At 43.6% G+C, this 18,970-nt stretch carries 30 protein-coding genes; 26 read left to right on the top strand and 4 right to left on the bottom strand.

Annotated features, from left to right (window positions below; all coding sequences use genetic code 11):
- Positions 1–67 precede the first annotated feature (67 nt).
- Positions 68–469: a tyrosine-type recombinase/integrase gene (locus V7O63_RS13470; RefSeq protein WP_340819061.1), complete on the bottom strand. Its 402-nt coding sequence runs from the start codon at positions 467–469 to the stop codon at positions 68–70.
- A gap of 456 nt (positions 470–925) precedes the next feature.
- Here V7O63_RS13470 and V7O63_RS13465 point away from each other — a divergent pair, with 456 nt between their 5' ends.
- The 26 genes from V7O63_RS13465 to V7O63_RS13340 all read left to right on the top strand — a co-directional run bounded on the left by V7O63_RS13465 (position 926) and on the right by V7O63_RS13340 (position 17,645).
- Complete coding sequence (locus V7O63_RS13465) at positions 926–1,129, top strand: hypothetical protein (RefSeq protein WP_340819060.1); 204 nt, start codon at positions 926–928, stop codon at positions 1,127–1,129.
- 216 nt (positions 1,130–1,345) lie between these two features.
- Positions 1,346–3,193 carry a hypothetical protein gene (locus tag V7O63_RS13460; protein WP_340819059.1) on the top strand — a complete coding sequence of 616 codons (1,848 nt, stop codon included), beginning with the start codon at positions 1,346–1,348 and terminating at the stop codon, positions 3,191–3,193.
- A 33-nt stretch (positions 3,194–3,226) separates the two neighbouring features.
- On the top strand, positions 3,227–3,778 hold the full coding sequence (locus V7O63_RS13455; RefSeq protein ID WP_340819058.1) for a hypothetical protein: 552 nt from the start codon (positions 3,227–3,229) through the stop codon (positions 3,776–3,778).
- A gap of 114 nt (positions 3,779–3,892) precedes the next feature.
- The gene (locus V7O63_RS13450) at positions 3,893–4,099 is read left to right on the top strand and encodes a hypothetical protein (protein WP_340819057.1); all 207 of its coding nucleotides are present in this window, start codon (positions 3,893–3,895) and stop codon (positions 4,097–4,099) included.
- Between the two features lie 15 nt (positions 4,100–4,114).
- On the top strand, positions 4,115–4,264 hold the full coding sequence (locus tag V7O63_RS13445) for a hypothetical protein (protein ID WP_340819056.1): 150 nt from the start codon (positions 4,115–4,117) through the stop codon (positions 4,262–4,264).
- A gap of 11 nt (positions 4,265–4,275) precedes the next feature.
- Positions 4,276–4,644 carry a hypothetical protein gene (locus V7O63_RS13440; protein ID WP_340819055.1) on the top strand — a complete coding sequence of 123 codons (369 nt, stop codon included), beginning with the start codon at positions 4,276–4,278 and terminating at the stop codon, positions 4,642–4,644.
- Positions 4,641–5,885: a hypothetical protein gene (locus V7O63_RS13435; protein ID WP_340819054.1), complete on the top strand. Its 1,245-nt coding sequence runs from the start codon at positions 4,641–4,643 to the stop codon at positions 5,883–5,885. The genes V7O63_RS13440 and V7O63_RS13435 overlap by 4 nt, the downstream gene beginning before the upstream one ends.
- A gap of 4 nt (positions 5,886–5,889) precedes the next feature.
- Complete coding sequence (locus tag V7O63_RS13430) at positions 5,890–6,195, top strand: hypothetical protein (protein WP_340819053.1); 306 nt, start codon at positions 5,890–5,892, stop codon at positions 6,193–6,195.
- A 4-nt stretch (positions 6,196–6,199) separates the two neighbouring features.
- Positions 6,200–6,382, top strand: coding sequence for a hypothetical protein (locus tag V7O63_RS13425; RefSeq protein ID WP_340819052.1), 183 nt, complete (start codon positions 6,200–6,202; stop codon positions 6,380–6,382).
- The gene (locus V7O63_RS13420) at positions 6,379–6,840 is read left to right on the top strand and encodes a hypothetical protein (RefSeq protein ID WP_340819051.1); all 462 of its coding nucleotides are present in this window, start codon (positions 6,379–6,381) and stop codon (positions 6,838–6,840) included. The genes V7O63_RS13425 and V7O63_RS13420 overlap by 4 nt, the downstream gene beginning before the upstream one ends.
- Positions 6,821–7,582 (top strand): hypothetical protein, encoded by a 762-nt coding sequence (locus V7O63_RS13415; RefSeq protein ID WP_340819050.1) that lies wholly within the window; start codon positions 6,821–6,823, stop codon positions 7,580–7,582. The genes V7O63_RS13420 and V7O63_RS13415 overlap by 20 nt, the downstream gene beginning before the upstream one ends.
- Positions 7,572–7,838 carry a hypothetical protein gene (locus V7O63_RS13410; RefSeq protein WP_340819049.1) on the top strand — a complete coding sequence of 89 codons (267 nt, stop codon included), beginning with the start codon at positions 7,572–7,574 and terminating at the stop codon, positions 7,836–7,838. Before V7O63_RS13415 ends, V7O63_RS13410 begins: the two co-directional genes overlap by 11 nt.
- Positions 7,795–8,154 (top strand): DUF5658 family protein, encoded by a 360-nt coding sequence (locus tag V7O63_RS13405; protein ID WP_340819048.1) that lies wholly within the window; start codon positions 7,795–7,797, stop codon positions 8,152–8,154. Before V7O63_RS13410 ends, V7O63_RS13405 begins: the two co-directional genes overlap by 44 nt.
- 9 nt (positions 8,155–8,163) lie before the next feature.
- A complete protein-coding gene (locus V7O63_RS13400; RefSeq protein ID WP_340819047.1) occupies positions 8,164–8,445 on the top strand; it encodes a hypothetical protein in 282 nt (93 codons plus the stop codon).
- Positions 8,435–10,588 carry an ATP-dependent DNA helicase gene (locus tag V7O63_RS13395; protein ID WP_340819046.1) on the top strand — a complete coding sequence of 718 codons (2,154 nt, stop codon included), beginning with the start codon at positions 8,435–8,437 and terminating at the stop codon, positions 10,586–10,588. The genes V7O63_RS13400 and V7O63_RS13395 overlap by 11 nt, the downstream gene beginning before the upstream one ends.
- Positions 10,589–11,019: 431 nt before the next feature.
- Positions 11,020–11,580, top strand: a complete 561-nt coding sequence (locus V7O63_RS13390) for a hypothetical protein (protein WP_340819045.1) — start codon at positions 11,020–11,022, stop codon at positions 11,578–11,580.
- Between the two features lie 99 nt (positions 11,581–11,679).
- Positions 11,680–12,447 carry a hypothetical protein gene (locus tag V7O63_RS13385; RefSeq protein ID WP_340819044.1) on the top strand — a complete coding sequence of 256 codons (768 nt, stop codon included), beginning with the start codon at positions 11,680–11,682 and terminating at the stop codon, positions 12,445–12,447.
- Between the two features lie 66 nt (positions 12,448–12,513).
- On the top strand, positions 12,514–13,854 hold the full coding sequence (locus V7O63_RS13380; RefSeq protein WP_340819043.1) for a hypothetical protein: 1,341 nt from the start codon (positions 12,514–12,516) through the stop codon (positions 13,852–13,854).
- Entirely contained in the window at positions 13,847–14,017 is a 171-nt protein-coding gene (locus tag V7O63_RS13375; RefSeq protein ID WP_340819042.1) for a hypothetical protein, read from the top strand. Before V7O63_RS13380 ends, V7O63_RS13375 begins: the two co-directional genes overlap by 8 nt.
- A complete protein-coding gene (locus V7O63_RS13370) occupies positions 14,014–14,658 on the top strand; it encodes a CPBP family glutamic-type intramembrane protease (RefSeq protein WP_340819041.1) in 645 nt (214 codons plus the stop codon). Before V7O63_RS13375 ends, V7O63_RS13370 begins: the two co-directional genes overlap by 4 nt.
- Entirely contained in the window at positions 14,658–14,867 is a 210-nt protein-coding gene (locus V7O63_RS13365) for a hypothetical protein (protein WP_340819040.1), read from the top strand. Before V7O63_RS13370 ends, V7O63_RS13365 begins: the two co-directional genes overlap by 1 nt.
- A 1-nt stretch (position 14,868) precedes the next feature.
- The gene (locus V7O63_RS13360) at positions 14,869–16,098 is read left to right on the top strand and encodes a hypothetical protein (RefSeq protein ID WP_340819039.1); all 1,230 of its coding nucleotides are present in this window, start codon (positions 14,869–14,871) and stop codon (positions 16,096–16,098) included.
- Entirely contained in the window at positions 16,088–16,663 is a 576-nt protein-coding gene (locus V7O63_RS13355; protein WP_340819038.1) for a hypothetical protein, read from the top strand. Before V7O63_RS13360 ends, V7O63_RS13355 begins: the two co-directional genes overlap by 11 nt.
- Positions 16,660–16,842: a hypothetical protein gene (locus V7O63_RS13350; protein WP_340819037.1), complete on the top strand. Its 183-nt coding sequence runs from the start codon at positions 16,660–16,662 to the stop codon at positions 16,840–16,842. The genes V7O63_RS13355 and V7O63_RS13350 overlap by 4 nt, the downstream gene beginning before the upstream one ends.
- 10 nt (positions 16,843–16,852) lie before the next feature.
- The gene (locus V7O63_RS13345) at positions 16,853–17,200 is read left to right on the top strand and encodes a hypothetical protein (protein ID WP_340819036.1); all 348 of its coding nucleotides are present in this window, start codon (positions 16,853–16,855) and stop codon (positions 17,198–17,200) included.
- Positions 17,201–17,204: 4 nt separating this feature from the next.
- Positions 17,205–17,645 (top strand): hypothetical protein, encoded by a 441-nt coding sequence (locus V7O63_RS13340; RefSeq protein WP_340819035.1) that lies wholly within the window; start codon positions 17,205–17,207, stop codon positions 17,643–17,645.
- A gap of 464 nt (positions 17,646–18,109) precedes the next feature.
- Here V7O63_RS13340 and V7O63_RS13335 read toward each other — a convergent pair whose 3' ends face one another.
- The 3 genes from V7O63_RS13335 to V7O63_RS13325 are packed head-to-tail and all read right to left on the bottom strand — an operon-like array spanning position 18,110 to position 18,957.
- A complete protein-coding gene (locus V7O63_RS13335) occupies positions 18,110–18,259 on the bottom strand; it encodes a hypothetical protein (protein ID WP_340819034.1) in 150 nt (49 codons plus the stop codon).
- Positions 18,260–18,286: 27 nt separating this feature from the next.
- Positions 18,287–18,691 (bottom strand): hypothetical protein, encoded by a 405-nt coding sequence (locus V7O63_RS13330; protein ID WP_340819033.1) that lies wholly within the window; start codon positions 18,689–18,691, stop codon positions 18,287–18,289.
- Positions 18,688–18,957, bottom strand: a complete 270-nt coding sequence (locus V7O63_RS13325) for a hypothetical protein (protein WP_340819032.1) — start codon at positions 18,955–18,957, stop codon at positions 18,688–18,690. Before V7O63_RS13325 ends, V7O63_RS13330 begins: the two co-directional genes overlap by 4 nt.
- Between the last annotated feature and the right edge of the window lie 13 nt (positions 18,958–18,970).

The following is an 18,970-nucleotide window of genomic DNA, read 5'->3' as shown; positions in this document are numbered from 1 at the left end:
CCATTTTTTTGGATCTTGTTGGTACTGGAAGAAAAAATTAGCTTACCATTCTCAATTGGATTGGGTACTAAAAAACAATTTGAATTGGAAATTTGTTAATAGACAAAAATGGGCACAATACCGTGAAAGGCAGGCTTTGGTAATGCATCATTGAAGTCAAACTATCATGTCCCTGGCGAAGACAAATCACATTAAGAGGAATATCTGCAGTAATCATCCAGGATTCTATACTTTTCCTGGTGGTCTTACTACTCATCCCCAATGGGTCTAGGTCAGCTCTCTCAGCCCATCTCAAAAGGTTCTCGTTCCAGGCAGATCGTGAAGGTGGCCTTTTATTCTTAAAAAAATAGTCCAGGACATTCTCCAGCTGTGCAGGAGTAGGATGCACATATCTCTCAAGTTGCTTCCTCTTAGCTTTCTTCTGAGCTTCCTCTGGAAGATTATTGTCCTTCTGACTTTCCACCACCATTCCGGATGAGGGTATAACCTCTGGACCTCTACGTATCTCATTTTGGACCAGAAATAGACATCAAAGATGGTTTTACTAACCATATCAAAAAGTCATACGGTACTTTAAGTGAACCGCTTAATTATTTTGTAGAAAAGTAGAATGGTGCTCCGATGGGGATTCGAACCCCAGTTTTAATGGGGTCCCATCCTCACATACGACCACTGATAGTGATTTCCGAACTGTGTTTTGGATAACCGATTTGAAAATCATTTACACAGTTCAGTTATGACGTGTTACCAGCACGTACACTGTCATTTTGGCGCAATTGTTAAAATGCGATATACTTATATAACAGTTACCGTGTCAGCGCAGTTTAGTAACATAATTTAGCAAAGTTTATATACTTGCTATGTCTTTTTGAATTTGTCTGAATTTTACCAGAAGTTCAGATAAAACAATTTGGATAATCGTAACATGAACCCTATAACAAACCATAGCAGTAGCTCTGCTGATTTACCAGACAGCAGTGCAAATGCCAATATCACGATTGGCAATATCTTTGAACGCTTTAATTTTGATGATGTCGAACCTCTCTCATTCAGGGAGATGGCTGCTGACATTCTCGACTGTACAGACGAACCCTCCTTTCCCTGTGACCTCGGAGGCATTGAACTATGAAGATATTCTACATGAGTAACACCGGTAGACCGTCTATAAAGTTCATCATGCCATCCGGGGGTGCAGGATGCTGAGTACCTGTACAGATTGCAATCATGACAACTACGGTTGTCTGATATGTTCTATGGGTCAGTTCCGGGAATTCAACGCTTCCTATGAACCGATACCTCCCCTCAGTTGTGGACGTGCTTACTCTTCTACATCTGGTAATTAAGCATGTCATCCAGCGAAGTAGAGACTATCATTGGCAGGCTCTTCAAAGATGCTGACAGGATACCAGTGTACGACAGGATGGCTTACTCTCTGCCAGTAGAGTTCTGGAAGCGCATAGAGAACGACATCCTTCAGTTCAGTACCACCGAATTACAGTACACTACTCTACTTCGCTTGGCAACCTTGGCAAACGAATACGACTTCTATGACCCTCTCAAGAGGGAAATATCCCAACATCTTAACCTTGAGCTTGAAGATGTAGTACCATTCCTTGAAAAACAGAACTTTGACCAATACGATATAGGTTCCCTGAACTATCGTCTTGAGAAGTTCCTTGAAGATAACGGCCTTGGCATCGAGATCGATAACATCAGGCGCAATCATCGTCAACGTCTTGCAATGAAACGCAGGGATATTATCAGGACGAATTATATTGAATATGAGGAAGCCAGGACAGCCCTTGCATTTCAAAGTGTCTGGAAAGAATTCGACTTCCCTGACCTCATGCTCGACCGTGTTGAAATAATGGTATTCTCTGAAGAGTACTTCACCTTCAAAAAGGATGTACAGAAGATAATCGAAGACTCTAAATTCTCTTTCAGTATCGATATCGACCGTGCCGAATACACAAGGCGTGATTATCTCGATGCTGGTTACTCTCCTGAAGAGGTAGACATGTACTGTCCTGTCAATCTTGACGAACAGTTCGACTTCGTTAAGAACAGGTCAGTACTTTCCCTTTGTTCTCTCACATCAAAACCTAAGAAGACCCGTGACGGCTCCGGCTGGTCCTATGTATGGCGTGAAGAGGGTGCGATATACCGTTACAACTATCGTCCACCTAAAGGTCGTCCAGTCTCGCTTATGATGCATGTCAACATGCAACGCAGTGTCTGGCTGGAAATAGTAAAGGACCACCCGGAATATGCTGACCTCTATGATGCGGAATTCCTGAAGGAAAGCAACTTCATTCCTACTGAATGCGTTCATCTTTACAAGGAATATGAAAAAAGAGTATTCGATGCTGCTGTCATGAAGGCTAATCAGGTCTTCATTAAAATGATGGAGCATAACGGCTTCACCGGTGTTGCTCACGTAAAGAAGCAGTTCAGGATACTCCAGTGTGAAGTATGCTGGAATCAACCTATGCCAGTTGATCCAGGTACTCACCTATGGCTCAAATATGACCGGTTAAGGTCCGTTGGCCTGAATCCCCAGATAGATGCAGATACCCCTCTCTTGGTAACTGAGTTCCGGTCAGATGTCGATGCTACCAGATTAAGGTATATTCATAAGGAATATCGCAAATCAAAGAAAATACTGCGTTCTGAAATAATTCTAAAAGGCGAACTGAAGAACAGAATAGACATACTCGGTATCCGTGACATCCAGTTCACACTTTCAATGCCTTCTCTTTCAGATTATTTCCTTGAGGACCTTGACCTCATCAAGAAATATCTCTTCTTCAAACTGCATCGCAGATATGACCAGATAAACGGCTTACTCGACCACGGATACTACAACTGGCTCAATGATGACCATCTCATCGATGATGAACTCAAACGTGAGGTCTTACAGGGTGTACTCGATTCATTTGATGACCTTCCACAATGGCTGAAGGACGTTGACCTGTTTGATTCCCTTGTTGATCAGGAATATCTCACAAAGGCATTCTTCCAGAATCTCAGCGAACGTAAGTATCGCAGCAGGGTACGTGAGGACCCTATTTTCAAAAAGATATCTCATGGACGATATCGCCTCATACATGATGCCGTCCCTGCATATCTTTTAGCTCGTCAGTCGCTTGCTTGCAGCAGCAAACCGACCACAGACGAATTGTTACAATCATAGTGTGATCTATGCAACAATTAAGGAGTAAATAAAATGGTAAATAAGGAAACTGAAACGGTGGATAAGACAGGAAACAAGACAACAGAACAGCCAGTGAACAACAGGAAACTCGAAGAGACTGAAAAGGTCGATGGACCTGAAGTAACATTCGATGCTCACAGCACTGCAGTTCAGAACCTTGCCCTAATGGGACAGGCTACCCGAGACAAACTTGATGTCATGCTCGGCAGTATTGACAGGAATCTCGACTCTTTTGGTAGTGAGAAGAACGATGGTTCATTCTTCCCATATGCACCACCAAAGCTCGGTATCGGCCTGAACATGAGAGCTGGTAACTTCAAGACCGGTGAGAAGGATAAAGAGGGTAAGGATATCTACAAACCACATGTAGCACTTCCTGCAAACATTACCTTCACCGACCCAAATGACTGGAAGAAGAGCATTTCTATCAATATCCTTCAGCTTATCAAGCTGAACAATTACATCACGAAAGTGCTCGAAGCCAACAGGACAGCCGTCAGCTATTACGTAGCTCTTCAGAAGGAGATAGAGCAGCGTGAACTCGATGAGGACGTAGGCTACTAAGCCTAATTTCCTCCTTTTTTCTCGGATGGTGGTGTTATGTGTAAATACTTTAATGATATTTGCTTGAAGTGTTTCAATAGAAATATTCTTTCAATTAATGTCTGTGAGGCCGACATGCCTGATGACTTTGATATGGATGTCGGGTGTCCTTCTTTAGATGAGATTCCTGTTACTTATGAGTTCGAACACGGTGGTATGAAATTCCAGCACATCGGATGGAATCTCTTTGTAAATGGAAAGTTCCATTGTGGTATCGGTGATGATGTCAGGGATGAAGAGGATTATCTCTCCTGTTTCAAGAAATATTCTAAGGGGCGCTGACTCATGATTCCAGGCATGACCCAATACAAGGTCAACCTCTTAGAAGAGCACGACCGACTTGTCAAGCGTCTTGAAGATGCTGATGATCTCATTGAGTATCGACAGATTAACGCTCAATTGAGCACAAATGAAAAAGCCCTTGCAGCTATGGGGTTGGTATCCTGATCAGCATTAAATTGCTCTGTCATGATTGCCGTCGCTCAGTGGATGTCTTCCCCGGTGATGAAGTAGTAGAATGTGACTGTGGTGCTGAATACAACGTCATTCGTGAAGATGATAATGTATCCCTTCGCAGAACACCCTGGCATCGAGAACGTCCATCTTCAGAATCGAAGATATCTTACTTCGGTGATATCCGTACTCTTGAATGTGTTATCTGCAAAGGGGAATTAAGTGTACCCTTCCGGGCTGGAACTGTCACCTGTGAATGTGGTGCTGCCTATGATTGCAAGATATCACCTGATGGCTCACTCAGTCTCTGGCAGAACTCCTGCCGATGCAGCGACTATGCTCCTGAATGTAATCTCGGTGAGGTTGAAGCATGATAGACCTCACAAATAATTCACGTGATACCTTCGCTAGAAACATCGTTTTTCTGGCTGTCATCTACACAAGTCTCTTTGTGCTTCTGACCCTTACACTTCCAGTAGCTTCAGCATCCGACACAGTGTCACCTAATATTCTCGGAAACATCAACAATTTTGATGATGACACTGCAAAGCTCTCCGGTACTGCGTGGGATTCCTCCAACGATGCCAATGTATCAGCCGGGATATCCAGAGTAGAGGTCAAAATTGACCAAAGGTCATGGGTAACTGCCACTGGAACAACTTCTTTTAACTACACTGCAACAGACCTTGAAGCCGGTTATCACGTTGCCGGGTTTCGTGCATTCGACTATTCTAACAATCCCTCTGAAATACTTTATCTTGGCTTCACTCAGCCTGAATATGATGACACATCCGATTCTGAAGACATATCATGGTATGTCAGCCTGGAGGATGTACACATAGAAACTACGTCAGATGTCATGAACATTAAAACGGTCGAACTTGATAAGGATGTCAAGGTTGTATTTGATATAGAGAACGATGACACCGTTTCCCATAAATTCAGATGGGAAATATCTAACAATGTCCTTGACTTCGATGATGATGTCCTTGTTAAAGCCGGTCGCTCATCTGAGGTCGAACAGTGGATAAGCGGTGTCTACTTCCAGCTTGGTACAAACCGTGTCACCATAGACCTTATCGACTGGGATACTCGTGATGTCATCGATTCAAAGGACCTGACCTTTGAAGTGGTTCTTGCATCAGAAGACACCACCTACACAACATCCGATCCTGAAGAAATGCCTGCCTATCTGGTAGAGTTCGCAGAACTCAACGGCCTGAAAGTTTCCTCCGATCCAGGTATCGCAGATGTGGATGCATTACAGGAAGATATCAACACTTTAACAGATTCCGTCACAGACCTTCAGGTTGCAGTGTCTGAACTGAAGTCAGATGATAATGAGCAGCCTGAAGAAGAAGTCGTGTATAAAAAAGCAGATGATGACGAAGAAGAAGATGAAGAAGATGAAGAACCTTGGTACATCCGTTTCTGGGGTATTTGGGTTGTAGTTGGTCTTGGTGTTGCTTATCATAAGAGGTATGATTGGGGTATTGTCAAGGATAAAGACGATGACGGTGACTATCCACAACATCCTCCTTCACCATATCCACCAATGGGACCATCCGACCTTAGCATGGATATCCCTGTCATGAACGATGATTTGAGGGATTGATATCATGATAGACCTTAGTTTTGTTGCCCTTGTCGTGGCTACTGCTTTGTTTGCCATTGTTCTTGTTGAACCTGTTAGGAACACTTATTTCAATATCAGATATCGGTTGAGGGGTATTGATGAATCTGACAGTCAGATATTGATTAAGATAACCATGATATTGAATGATATGGATGACCTTGGGTATATCCACCATTCTTATTCTAAGGACCTTCCTAAAGGTCGCTTCAATGGCAAAGTCGATTTGATAATTTCCGATTTAGAATCGTTGAAAAGTGAATATGCTAATGCTTACCCGGAGCGTGTCTGATTTTATGGACCGTTATGATATTGTTTTGCTCTTTAATGTGGGTATTTTCATGTTTGGTGTTTTTCATGCAGCTAGATATCCTTATGTCGGTATATTTCTGATTGGTTTTTCAATTGGATTTTTCGCATGTTCATTTTATGATTCATTGTTTAATTGTCCTGGTCGTGAAGTGGAGGATTCTGAATGAAAATCCTCGCTGTCCGTCGTCCATGGCCTTATCTCATCGATGGTAATCACAAAACCATTGAAGTGCGGAGCACTCCTACAGGTTTCCGTGGTTATCTTGGTTTGTATAATAGTCTTAGTAAGCCTGATCCTGACGAATATGATTATTTCAGGTACGAACTCGGGTTCGATGTATCTGTCGATGACCTTGTCTTCGGTGAGATCACATCCCTCATTGAGATAAAGGACTGTATCAAGCTCGATACCCTTGAGATATTCATGTCCTACCAGTTGGAACACTGTCTTGATGTCAGACACTTCCGACCCGGACTTTACGGATGGGTTATCGGTGATGTAATACCGTTGCCCAGGACAGTACCTTTCAAGATGCCAAAAGGCTGTGTCATCTTTGCTAACGTTCCTGACGAACTCATACTTGATACCGGAGTGGTGATACCGGATGTCCCTGCAACTACCTGAGTTCAGTGGAAAGAACATCTCATTAGCAGTCCTTGCCTACTACTGGGGTCTGATAGGTCTGTTCCGTGCTGACCTTCCTCTCATACTCACTGACAAGCTCATCACATGGGCTACCATAGGTTCATGCTTCTGGCTTCTCTTCCTTCATTTTCATGAGGATGAAGAGGATATAGAGGACTATTGCAGAAGGATGTCACCCCAGCTACTGACCGAGAAAGGTACCTTCTCCTGGTCAGGCATCACCCACAGCACACATGCCGGAGTTCTTTCTTTCAATATCTACTATGGGAACGGCTGTAATCATGATGGTCTGGTCTATGAAGGAAATATCGCAATTGTCTGTCCGAAGGACCATGTAGTAGAGGTCGGTCAGGACCGCTTGATTCGTACAGAGTTCAAACCACGTTCAATTCCACACGGTATGATATTCAGACCCGGTACTAAGCTCGTGCTGCTCGGTGATCAGGTCAGTTCCTGCTTTAAAAATGGTCTTGATAAGGAGTCTGCCATAAATTCTGCCCAGGTCGAGTATTACACAGTACTCTCGAATTCGTATCAGAACGGATTCAATCGTATGGTTGACCTTGTACACTCTCATGCCGGTTTTAACAGCCTGCACAATAAGATCGATGTTGCCGTTGAATCTTTGAAGCGCATTGAGTCAGTTGCTCCGGTAATTAAGCAAGTTAATAATCCAAAATATGATGAAAATTTCGATGGGTGGTCTGACGATGGCGAATGATAGAAAACATGTCCGTCTTCCAGACGGCACACACGAGGATATTGACAGGATAGCTGTATCTAAGAACATAACCGGTACTGATGCAATAATCAGGTCTGTGGAATTCTACACTAATCATCTCGTAGAGCTTGGTGAAATACCTCCCCGACACCGTGAGAAGAGGGACCTAGGTCTTGAAGCAGTGGAAGAGTTCAAAAAAATGATATTCGGTAATGGTGGTGAAGATGTACCTGCTGGCACAAATCAAAAACAGTGATTTCCTCAGTGAGATATGGTTCATATTTGTATTATTCATTTACGGTGATACTGCAACCACAATCACTGCCCTGTGGACAGGTATGTTCTATGAAGGCAATCCGGTCCTTTGCTGCATCTTCGACCATTTCGGGTATATCGCATTGGTATTCCTGAAAGCACTGTTCATGGTATTGTTCTACATCGTTTATCGGATGTGTAGGAACTATCCTGGATACTGGCGATTCACAAAGAACTCCGTAATGATGATAGGTCTGCTGGCAACCTTCAGCAATCTTCGAACAATATGTCTCGTCATGGAACAGAATATCTTTTAGGTGGTTATCATGGAATGTGATTATGATTCTGAATCTGCTATAGTTTATGATGGTTCTCCTCTAACGGATTCTATCTTTGATAGTGTAACTCTAGATGATTATAATAGTGTTCTGCAGTCTGTTGGTCGTGAAAGGAAAAGATTGTTGTTTCTATTAATTGTTGCATGTGAAGACGGTGATTTCGAACGTGCCGGGGATCTCCGTAGACGTATAGATGAACTTGCTAGGGTTTCTCGTATATTGGATGATATTCGTGGATATTTCAATTGTGGTGATTCCAATGCTGATTAAGTCTCTAGACCTTCCTGCAGATGTCAGGAACTTCTACATAGATTCTGGTATAGAAGAACTCTATCCTCCACAGTCTGAAGCCATAGAAAGCGGCCTTCTTAATGGCTGGAACGTACTTGCAGCCATACCCACTGCATCCGGGAAGACCTTGCTTGCAGAACTGGCAATGCTCAAGTCTATCTCAAAAGGTGGCAAAGCTCTCTACATAGTACCGCTTCGGGCACTGGCAAGCGAGAAGTATAACAGGTTCCGGGAATTTTCCTCTATAGGGATAAAAGAGAATGGTATCCGGGTAGGCATATCAACAGGTGACTTCGATTATCGTGATGAATGGTTGGGTTCCAACGATATCATAGTAGCTACGTCAGAAAAAACCGACTCTCTCCTACGCAATCGGACATCATGGATGTCGGATATCACAACAATTGTCGTCGATGAGGTCCATTTGCTCAATTCTGCTAACCGTGGTCCTACCCTTGAGATCACACTCACAAAGCTCATGGAACTTAACCCTGAATGCCAGATAATAGCTCTCTCTGCAACAGTAGGTAATGCCGGTGATATAGCTGACTGGCTCGATGCTGGCCTTGTTATCAGTGAATGGCGACCCACAACACTGCACGAAGGTGTGTTCTATGGCAGTGGTATCGATTTTCGTAACTCCTTCAAGGCAATAGAAGCCAGGACAGACGATAGCTCTCTCAACGTCCTGCTCGATACTCTGTCAGACGATGGTCAGTGCCTTGTCTTTGAAAGCAGCCGTCGTAACTGTGTGGGCTTTGCTAAAAAAGCCGGACCTGTGGTAGCTGAAACCCTTGATCCTGAAACCAGTAAAGCACTTGAGGACCTTGTACTTCAGATAATAGAATTTGGCGAGTCCGATATCACATATAGTCTTGCCGAGTGTGTCAGGAACGGCGTAGCCTTCCATCATGCCGGTCTTAACGTCAAACATCGACGGATAGTCGAGAACGGTTTCAAGGACAACCTCATCAAGGTCATATGTAGTACCCCTACCCTTGCAGCCGGTCTTAACCTGCCTGCCAGAAGGGTTATTGTCAGGAACTACAAAAGATATGACCCTAACTTCGGTATGGAACCCATACCGGTACTCGATTATAAACAGATGGCAGGCCGTGCCGGTCGTCCTCATCTTGACCCCTATGGTGAATCCGTGATCATGGCAAGGTCAGAAGATGAGGTCAAGTCACTCTTTGCCAACTATATACATGCAGATGCCGAAGACATAACCTCCAAGCTCGGCACCGAGAACGCCCTGCGTACTCATGTGTTATCCACGATAGTACACGGTATAGCCGGTACTCGTGACGGACTCATGTCTTTCATGGGTTCGACCTTCTTCGCTCATCAGAACGGTACTGATGACCTGAAGGCAATAGTTGATGAATGCCTTGATTTCCTTGTAGAACACCGAATGCTCGACGACCAGGGCGATAAAGGATTTGTTCCTACCTCACTCGGTAAGATGGTAACTACCCTCTATATCGACCCTCTGTCGGCTGCTCTCATCGTCGAAGGTCTTGAAAAAGCCCGATACGTCACCGACCTCACATTACTGCATCTTGTCTGCCGTACGCCCGATATGAGACTTCTCTACCTGCGCTCAAAGGACTATGAAGGACTCAATGATTTTGTGATCGAGCACAAAGATGAGCTTGTCGATATCCCCAGTCCCTTCAAGGCCACTGACTATGAGTTCTTCCTTGCCGAAGTAAAGACTGCCGTGCTCGTCCTTGACTGGATAAACGAACGCTCGGTCGAATACATCACTCGCAAATACAACGTAGGCGAAGGTGATGTCCATGTCTTTGCAGGAATAGCCTGCTGGCTCATGCACGCTATATCAGTCCTCTCGACCCTCCCTGACATCAAATGGCCAGATGTCACACCACTTCTTGAGAAGCGACTACAGTACGGAATACGCCCAGAACTCAAGGACCTCGTAGATATCCGGGGAATCGGTCGCTCACGTGCCCGTGTCCTCTACGAATCCGGTTTCCAGAACATCGACGATGTGGAAACTGCCGGAATGGATACCATCACCGCCTTGATAGGTCCTAACCTCGCTATCAAGGTCTTTGATGATATCTCCATGAAGAACAAAATGAAGGTAAAGGTGTGAAATATGGTAAGAGTTCTTGAGATTAGAAGTTGTGTTTCTTGTCCATTTGGACGGTATATGTCAGTGAGGGTTCCTTATTGTACGAAAAATGATAGGGAACTTGGAGCGAGTGGTTGTTGTTTGCCACATGTTATTCCTTCGCATTGTCCTTTGCCAGACGTCAATATATCGGGAATTGGGGTAGTGAAAGATGAATAAACATTGTCCTCATTGCAGACATACTGCAACTTATGTGAATCGTGATACTGGTGATAGGTCTAAATATTGTTGCTATACGCAGTTCGTCAGATTGGATGATCCTGACCTTGTTTGTCCTATTGAGAATGAATCAGATTTTGAACTGGTGGATGAATAATGAATACCGTTGAATTGTTCTCCGGGGATGAATCCTTCTCGGATATGCCAGGATACTTGGTCATTCCACGTTCACAGTGGATAATGACCCTATCCATCATCCCGATCTGGTCCACGACCTCACAAAGCCGTTCCCTGATATTCTGGAACGGAAACTTGCCGAAGCCGATATCATATGGATGTCTCCTGAATGCCGGTGCTTCAGCATGGGTTCAGGGAATACTCACTGGGACTGCCACCGCAGACCTAAGACCCTTGATGCTCATATCTCCTTGCAGATAGTCGATGTCTGCAAGCGTGTGATAGCTGACCATCCAGAAGCTATCTACTTCATTGAGAATCCACACGGTCGCCTTTCGTGGTTCCTTTCCTCTTACGAAGCCATCAGACACAATGTCTGGTATTGCCAGTATGGGGATACCCGAGCTAAACCTACATGGGTCTGGACCAACCTACGAGACTGGAATTCAAAGTCATGTAGAAATGGCAATCCTGATTGTCATCATGAACGTGCTCCAAGAGGTAGCAAGACTGGTACGCAGGGTTTGCCAGGATCCGTAGAACGTGCAAGGATACCTCGAGGACTGTTCGAAGAACTGTTCCCTTTGATAGATAGTCAGTTTAAATCTTCTTCTTAAAATCGCTATGCTGTGACAGTTTGGCACCATTCTGTCACACTTCTAGTATTTATTATCTCATGTTCAATTAGGTGTAAGAACTCTAAAAGGAGTGTACTTATGTCACCTAAAGGAAACAAAGATGAAGAAACAGTTTATTTTGGCCTGTCTGGTAAGGCATGGCTGGTAATAATCGTTGTTGGTCTATTTGCTGCCGGTGTCTATACAGGACATATCGACCTGTCAAAGGCAACCGAAGCGGGATCGGTAATGAGCGTAGATATGGCACTTGACAGTGCTTTCGTTAGTGTCGTCGCAGATAATAACACCCTTGCGGATGCTGATAATAACTTCGATAAGGACGATGGTGTGATATCAATTCCTGTCGATGCTGAAGTATCCGACGATGGTTCAACATCCACCTTCCTCCTGAAGACAAAGGATACAGCAGGTAACTCTGTCGAACTTCTCAACTTCACCAATACCGGTGTACTGACAACACCATCTGACGACGAATCCATTGAGTTCGTCATGACCATCACAGCCGAGGACGACGGTAGTTTCTCATCCACCCAGGATGTCGGTCATTCACTTATCACAGCCGCTGCATCTGGTCTTGCCGATGCATCCGGCGATGAATACTATCCAATCGTCGTCAGGACAACCGACACCGACAATCCGGTGGTCTATGTCGATGGCGAGGAAGACAGTGAGAAGTACGAATGGACAACTTCAACCGGTACCAGAAGCATAGAAGTGTCCTGGAATGTTTCAACTGGTGGTGTCATCAAGATGGATGACCTCAGCAGCATCCCGGTCACTGTAAATGTCGAAGGTGCTGATGAAGAAAAGTTCACTGTGAACCTTATCAGGATAGAAGCTATCTGAGAGGATTATCCCCTCTCCCTTCCATTTTTTTGTTGATTCAATTACTGGAAGATAGGAGCTGGTGATTTGAAGAATGTCATGTTTTTAGTTTTGTTGACGATGCTTGTTCCGGTTGCATCAGCCGGTTATTCGACAGGCGGTGGAGTATCATATTTGACATATTTTAGCGGGGAAGCTGCTGTTGATATGGTCTATGATTATGATGATTCTAGAATCATCTATACAAATGAGGGCACAGATGAGGTATGGGCTTTTTATCCAGCGTTACCGGTTGAAGATGCCACGAAGGAATTGCTGATAACTAACATGACCGGTTTGGTAGACGTTGGATTGACGATGGATGGTAACATTGTTTTGGGTTTTTCTAATGGTAATGTTACGATGGTTGATCGTTTCACATCTGAACTTGATTATTATACCGACAGTTCATACTTTGAAACACTTTATACTCTTGATGCCGGTGTTGTCGATATTGTTGTTGATGCCAACGATAATATATATGCATCGGGTTCTAATAAAAAAATATTCAAATTGTCATCTCCTTATTATACATCTTCTCAGATAACTGCTGGTTTGCCTGCTTTGTATTCAAGTGAGCCAAGTTATCGTTTGTCACTATACCAAGATGGTTTGATTCTTGCTGGTATGTTTTCTACTTCTAATTCAGATATTAGTTTAATTGAATATAATCTAACATCTTCATCTGTTGCTGATACTTTGAAAACATATACATCTACTTATCCAGACGATACCGCTCATGCTATTCAATTGACTAATGGTGATTATGTTTATGAGATGGCAAAATCGTTCAGTTCATCCCCTTTAAGTGTAGTTGAGTATCGTAATTCGTCAACTACTTCTATCACGAATTTATTGACATATTCGGGTGCCGGTGCAGAACCATATAATGATTATAGAAATTGGTTTTTAGACGTTGTGGTTGCTGACGATGGTTTGGTATATGCAACATGTAAGGGTGGTGGATTCCTTTGTATTGATTCTGGTGGAATAATCGAAGCAGCACCTTTTGGATCAACAATTTACAATCCTTATATACCACCTTCTGATAGTGGCGACGATAGTTCTTCAGGTGGTTCCTATTCATCTCCATCCGATGAAAACGATGATGACGATAATGATTCGTCATCTCCTTCTGATGGTCCTATCAATACAATTGATGAGCTTGTCGAGAAGATAACCGAAGACCTCGAGCAGATATCCGAGGATGTCGAGAAGGTTGTCGATGGGGTCGAAGAGTCCTATGAAGCGGAACATGTTCCTGGTATCTTCAAGATGGCAACTCGTGGCTGGCTCCGTATTCCAATCGCTTCAGGTATCCACCTTGGATTATCTGATATGATCGGTTTTGACATAGTAGATTGGTCGGGGGCGATCGTCGTTGAGTAAGAAAAGAACTGTTACTAAAAATAAAACCTCTAAGAATCCAGTAGAAGACCTGATCTTAGAAATTGGTTTTAAAGAAGAGCATGTCAAACCCGTCGAATTCGTCGTCTTGAGTTTCATTCTCTGGCTGGTCATCGGCATAGTAATCGAGGGTCTTGCTGCATGAGTATCACATCCTACTATCGTGAAGTATTCTCCCTGAAGAGACTTGACAGGGTAAGCATAGCCGCTTTTCTGGTAGTGGGTATGCTCTTCTTCCTTGTCTCTGCTGACCATCTCTGGCACGATGATTCTATAACCATGATGTTCATGGTTTACTTCCTGATGATGTCATTCTCGTTCAGCGTACTCGACCAGAAGAACCCACTCTATGATATCAGCCTTTTAGATGGCCTGATACAGTGGGGTGTCGGTTTCGTTGCCGGTCTTTTCATATTCTCCGAATTTGGTATAAGTGGGTCAAGCAATCTTGCAGGTTTTGGTACACTTGGCCTTCTCATAATCGCTGAGACGATCATCGGCCTGAACGAAGAACTCACCTTCAGGGGTGCCATCGTTAAAGCCTTCCAGACAGGCAAGATGAAGATGACCGAAGGCAACGCTCGATTGTTCTCAGCAATTGCCTTTTCCCTGTTCCATGTCTGGGTTTCCGATTTTAACATAACTTTCCTGATAACTGCATTCTTCTTTGCACTTGCCATGCAGTACATCTGGGACAAAGGATATCCCCTTGCTTCAGCCGGTCTTCACACTTCATGGAATGTAGTAGTGATAGCTGGTTCCCTTACCATTCTGGGGGTCATATGATGACAGATAAGAAGAAAAGTGAAGGTAAGATAGACCGGCAGGAAAAATTCTTGCTTGGTGTTTTCATTGTAGCCGTCCTGCTTGAACTGGCTGCCGATAGTACAGTTGCCAATGTCCCAATTGTGGGCGATATGGCTAATCTCCTTGGTGATTCCGTCCTTAATTCGGTCGAATTGCTCATTGCCGGTAAATTCGCACTGGAGAATTAACATGGATGCAAAAAAGCGTCAGGGAATTGTAAAATTACTACTTGTCCTTTTAGTGGCATCCATTGTGCTGCCTTCTCTTTCTGTACAGTCTTATGTTCCTTCAGGCGATACCGAGGTAGACATAGTTTATCGTGATGGCCTTTTTGGTCCTATTCACAAGATGGTCACGGATGAGCAGGGTGTCAGGATGCACGTCATTGACTATCCATGGTATTATTTCAAGGATACCGGCTCTGCAATGAACATCTATGGTATAGAAGGTTCCTCTCAATCCAACGACATCAGTTTTACCATTGACTATCTATCTGAATATAAGGAAATAACCTTCAAACAGCAGAATGACCTGTATTTCCCTGATAGTATTTGGAACAAATACCCGGAGGTCACAAAGGCAAGACTTGTGATGTACAATGGCCTGCCTGAATCCGATGATACTGATTTCGGTCTACTTGATTCCTACAAGACGAAACAGACAGTTTCTGGAAACTGGGACTATGGGGAAACGTGGACCACCACACTGAGATATTATCCAAGTGGGTGGGGTATCGAGGCTGGTAACACGTATGATTATACTGTTCAGGAATCACTCGGTATAGATTCTCCGATACCAACCGATCAGGTGTTCTATGATACTGACAGGGCTTTTGTTCATGTCACTATACCTGATCCAGGTGCTACCACTGCAACCCTGACCGTAACGGTCCTTGACAACCTGAAGGCTTTACCCTGTTCCGTTCAATTGCTCAAAGATGGTCAGGTGTATCAACAGTCCGTTTATCTCGGCAGTGACGGTACGAAGACCTTTGAAAACCTCCCATTTGGCCGATATTCTGTAAAGGTACTTGCTGATGACTATGAAACATTTTTCAATGATGCTTATCCGGCACAGTTCGGCTATGACTATGATGACGGCGAGGTAGAACTTGATTCTGACATCAATACCTGCAACTACATTATCTATGGTATCACCGATGAAACAAAAGAGGATGGTTCCAGTGGCTATGATGACCCGGATAATGATATTCCTTCTGTCCCTGATCCTGAAGATATCATTGAGGATATCCTTGATGGTGATGACGAGGATGGTAAGAGTATAGCAGAATTACTGGTTGAATTGGCAGTTTCACTTGGTCTGGTTGCTGTTGTTGCCTTCGGCCTGCCATTGTTCCTGATACTCTTACTGATAGTCCTGTTGATATTCTACAAGAAAGGTGAGAAAGATGACAAGTAAATTCAATCCGGTCATGGTCGGTTTTCTGCTTGTGGCACTGTTCATGCTGCTCACATCAACAGAGTTCACCATGCTTACCGGTGATCAGTCAGTAGAACTGCCTGCCGGTGAAACTGTGCAGATACCGTACAAATATACCTATGATGACTACTGGGAACCCTACATACCTGAAGACACCAGTGCCAGGATCGCGATAGACTGGGACGGTTCCCAGCGAGACAGGGATGATAAATACCTGACACCGTTTTCCATCTCAGCCGATGAAACTGTCGAAGGAACGTTCCCTCTGACTGTCTATGGTGATGTCGGTGAACAGTACGAAGTCGAGATAACAATGGAGGTCAAAGAAGCAGATGGACGTTATGACTCCATCCGTGACAGCCCGAACACCTTTGAATTGTCCATAACGGTTATCGACCCTGCTGATTACGATGAACCTGATGACAGCGAAAGTCCTGTCGATGAAATTGACTTTAACGCAGCCGTTCTTACCGGCTCGGCTGTTATATCTCTCGTGTTGGTCCTGCTCGTGGGTATTGTGCTAGCCCGGAGGAAAAAGGAATGAACCTTGATAGGACTGACATCGAAAAGAACAGCAAGAAGGTCATGAGAGATACTGTCATGGTATTTGGTGCGATTATGGTTTCAACGGGACTTGTGACCTTCTTGCCTGAAGACGTAGGACCTGCGGTCCTCATCGTTGGTGGAATTATTGTTACTGCCGGAGCACGGCAAATAAAGTGAGTTGATATTGATGGTAAAAGGTAAAAGGGTCTATCGACCTGTTCCTGGTTCAAAAGACGATTATCGTGTTCAGATGAACCAGCTAAAAGAGGACTGGAAAGAAGGTAACATAACTAAGGCCACTTATCACAGGCGGTTGCAATATTTGAAAAAGAAAGAAAAGAAGGCACCTAACAAAAAGCCGGGATATGGCAAGAATCGCAGCATTAACGAATTTTTCGGTTCTTCCGGTAAGAAATCCAGTAAAAGAATTTCTCTCCGTGGCTTCAGACTTGGTATGGCAAAACTCATGAATAGAGGCTATAGCAAGCAGGGTGCATACAATACCATGAAGAACCTTGCTTCCAGCAAGAGATGATTATATGGTCACTTTCCGGCAGATATTCTTTGCTTCATGGGTCGTCCTGGCTGTCATCGTCAGGCATGACCTGATTCCCTTTTTAGTTGATGTTCTGGGAACATCTGTTGACCTCACAGTTATTCAGTTGTCAATTTGGAAGATCTACACCTATGTCGTATTAGTTTACCTGTGTCAGGCGATATCCGAGAAGATGAAGACCCTGTATGAGATGGCTATCCGGTCAAATATCACAACTTTGTTGGCTGCTGTCATCATTATACTTGGTCTGCTCTCAGCTATAGACATTGCATATGCTTACACCCTGGGCGATGGCAGACTCTTCATGGTCCAGATGTTGTACAACGCAGTATCTGACCTGGACGGTACGATAGATACTGTCTCCGTGGCTGCTCAGACGGTCGTTGAGACATCAAAAGAGAACGTGACATACATTGATGCCTGATTGATGAATTTGTTGAAATTATGCGGTTGTGTGAAGTTACAGGGGGTGATAAGAACTCCACCACTGATCCCGATGAAAAACAAAAAGGATAATTGGCTACCTGCCAACAGTTAATTAAAATAACTGTCTCGGACGTTGGCACATCGGCAGGCAGCAATGCCAACAAAGTGTTAAAGGTAAAAAAGTAATTCGGTCTATCTTCAGGTAGACCCAGTTTCCCGAATGGGACCGAGGAAAAAATCTGCAGGTTAGTCTATTACTTCCCTGCAGAGAGGTCTAAGACTGTGGATATCTGTAGTCTATTACAATGGTGTAAACTTACCACATTCAGTACAATAATATCCTATTTTGATAAGTGATAGCTTGCCTTCATCATTTCTTTTCTGTATATATGCAGTGTTCATGAATCTGCAAGTACCGCTTTTAAAACTATCCGGGCATTGTACACGACGATTAACCATATTTCAATAACCTTCTTCTGTTAAGATTTCTTCAACTCCTGCCTGAAGTATCGCACTTAAATTAAGTTTCCTTGCAGGGTTTTCTTTGTTGTACTTGTCTACTCTTTCTCTCAGTTCTTTGGGTAGAGATACGGATCCTTTCCATGATGCCATAGTATCACCTTTGCACACTGGTATATATCAGTATCCGTATCTACCATTGATGATTAATTGATATCCTGGTGTAAATCCATGCATCAAATGCATTCTTAATGCAGTTGGACCGTATTTTCTAATATCTTCCTGGCATTGTTCCACACTGATTATTTTCTGATTGGCAGCACTTGCACCACCTTGAGCAATTGCATAACTGACAGCTGCCTTTACAAATTCAATTTGTCTTTCTTCAGGTATGTCCTGGAATCCTTTGATATCTTGGAATAGCTTGTTTTTTTCATTGGTTCTTGCTTCTCTTGCTATTCTTTTTATTTCGGTTTGTTCTTCCTGGCTGAGATAGTCTAAAAGATATCGTTTGATTTCTTCCGAAGGCATTTCAAAGACAAGTTTTAAAAGGGTTATTCTGGGAGTTTGGCCTAATGTTATCATCTTCCCACTCCTGCCTTGTCCTTTTCTTCCTGGTCCATCTCTGCTATCCACTCGGGTATCTCTATAAATATATCAAGTGATCCGCTGGTTTGCTTTATTTCCTTGACATATTTAAAAAAAGCATAGTTGCCTTTCTCTCTTGTTGTTTCAAGGTCTACTAATCCAATCCATACATCATTTACATGCAGATTTACAGTATCATTCCATTCTTTTATTATGTCGGTTTTCTCTGTTCCATTCAATAAAAGATCATTTCCGTCTGTCATTTTATCACCTGAA

The organism is Methanolobus sp. WCC4 (assembly GCF_038022665.1).
Taxonomy (GTDB): domain Archaea; phylum Halobacteriota; class Methanosarcinia; order Methanosarcinales; family Methanosarcinaceae; genus Methanolobus.
Note: the sequence above shows the minus strand (reverse complement) of the source record. Positions and strands in the feature narration are given on the sequence as shown.

Excerpts from the sequence above, each read along its gene's own strand:
- V7O63_RS13445 (WP_340819056.1), top strand. The coding sequence starts at position 4,115 with ATGACCCAATACAAGGTCAACCTCTTAGAAGAGCACGACCGACTTGTC.
- V7O63_RS13345 (WP_340819036.1), top strand. The coding sequence starts at position 16,853 with ATGGTAAAAGGTAAAAGGGTCTATCGACCTGTTCCTGGTTCAAAAGAC.
- V7O63_RS13350 (WP_340819037.1), top strand. The coding sequence starts at position 16,660 with ATGAACCTTGATAGGACTGACATCGAAAAGAACAGCAAGAAGGTCATG.
- V7O63_RS13420 (WP_340819051.1), top strand. The coding sequence starts at position 6,379 with ATGAAAATCCTCGCTGTCCGTCGTCCATGGCCTTATCTCATCGATGGT.
- V7O63_RS13430 (WP_340819053.1), top strand. The coding sequence starts at position 5,890 with ATGATAGACCTTAGTTTTGTTGCCCTTGTCGTGGCTACTGCTTTGTTT.
- V7O63_RS13360 (WP_340819039.1), top strand. The coding sequence starts at position 14,869 with ATGGATGCAAAAAAGCGTCAGGGAATTGTAAAATTACTACTTGTCCTT.
- V7O63_RS13365 (WP_340819040.1), top strand. The coding sequence starts at position 14,658 with ATGACAGATAAGAAGAAAAGTGAAGGTAAGATAGACCGGCAGGAAAAA.
- V7O63_RS13400 (WP_340819047.1), top strand. The coding sequence starts at position 8,164 with ATGGAATGTGATTATGATTCTGAATCTGCTATAGTTTATGATGGTTCT.
- V7O63_RS13450 (WP_340819057.1), top strand. The coding sequence starts at position 3,893 with ATGCCTGATGACTTTGATATGGATGTCGGGTGTCCTTCTTTAGATGAG.
- V7O63_RS13330 (WP_340819033.1), bottom strand. The coding sequence starts at position 18,691 with ATGATAACATTAGGCCAAACTCCCAGAATAACCCTTTTAAAACTTGTC.
- V7O63_RS13460 (WP_340819059.1), top strand. The coding sequence starts at position 1,346 with ATGTCATCCAGCGAAGTAGAGACTATCATTGGCAGGCTCTTCAAAGAT.
- V7O63_RS13435 (WP_340819054.1), top strand. The coding sequence starts at position 4,641 with ATGATAGACCTCACAAATAATTCACGTGATACCTTCGCTAGAAACATC.
- V7O63_RS13355 (WP_340819038.1), top strand. The coding sequence starts at position 16,088 with ATGACAAGTAAATTCAATCCGGTCATGGTCGGTTTTCTGCTTGTGGCA.
- V7O63_RS13415 (WP_340819050.1), top strand. The coding sequence starts at position 6,821 with ATGTCCCTGCAACTACCTGAGTTCAGTGGAAAGAACATCTCATTAGCA.
- V7O63_RS13385 (WP_340819044.1), top strand. The coding sequence starts at position 11,680 with ATGTCACCTAAAGGAAACAAAGATGAAGAAACAGTTTATTTTGGCCTG.
- V7O63_RS13395 (WP_340819046.1), top strand. The coding sequence starts at position 8,435 with ATGCTGATTAAGTCTCTAGACCTTCCTGCAGATGTCAGGAACTTCTAC.
- V7O63_RS13405 (WP_340819048.1), top strand. The coding sequence starts at position 7,795 with ATGGTGGTGAAGATGTACCTGCTGGCACAAATCAAAAACAGTGATTTC.
- V7O63_RS13325 (WP_340819032.1), bottom strand. The coding sequence starts at position 18,957 with ATGACAGACGGAAATGATCTTTTATTGAATGGAACAGAGAAAACCGAC.
- V7O63_RS13470 (WP_340819061.1), bottom strand. The coding sequence starts at position 469 with ATGGTGGTGGAAAGTCAGAAGGACAATAATCTTCCAGAGGAAGCTCAG.
- V7O63_RS13455 (WP_340819058.1), top strand. The coding sequence starts at position 3,227 with ATGGTAAATAAGGAAACTGAAACGGTGGATAAGACAGGAAACAAGACA.
- V7O63_RS13340 (WP_340819035.1), top strand. The coding sequence starts at position 17,205 with ATGGTCACTTTCCGGCAGATATTCTTTGCTTCATGGGTCGTCCTGGCT.
- V7O63_RS13465 (WP_340819060.1), top strand. The coding sequence starts at position 926 with ATGAACCCTATAACAAACCATAGCAGTAGCTCTGCTGATTTACCAGAC.
- V7O63_RS13410 (WP_340819049.1), top strand. The coding sequence starts at position 7,572 with ATGGCGAATGATAGAAAACATGTCCGTCTTCCAGACGGCACACACGAG.
- V7O63_RS13335 (WP_340819034.1), bottom strand. The coding sequence starts at position 18,259 with ATGGCATCATGGAAAGGATCCGTATCTCTACCCAAAGAACTGAGAGAA.
- V7O63_RS13370 (WP_340819041.1), top strand. The coding sequence starts at position 14,014 with ATGAGTATCACATCCTACTATCGTGAAGTATTCTCCCTGAAGAGACTT.
- V7O63_RS13425 (WP_340819052.1), top strand. The coding sequence starts at position 6,200 with ATGGACCGTTATGATATTGTTTTGCTCTTTAATGTGGGTATTTTCATG.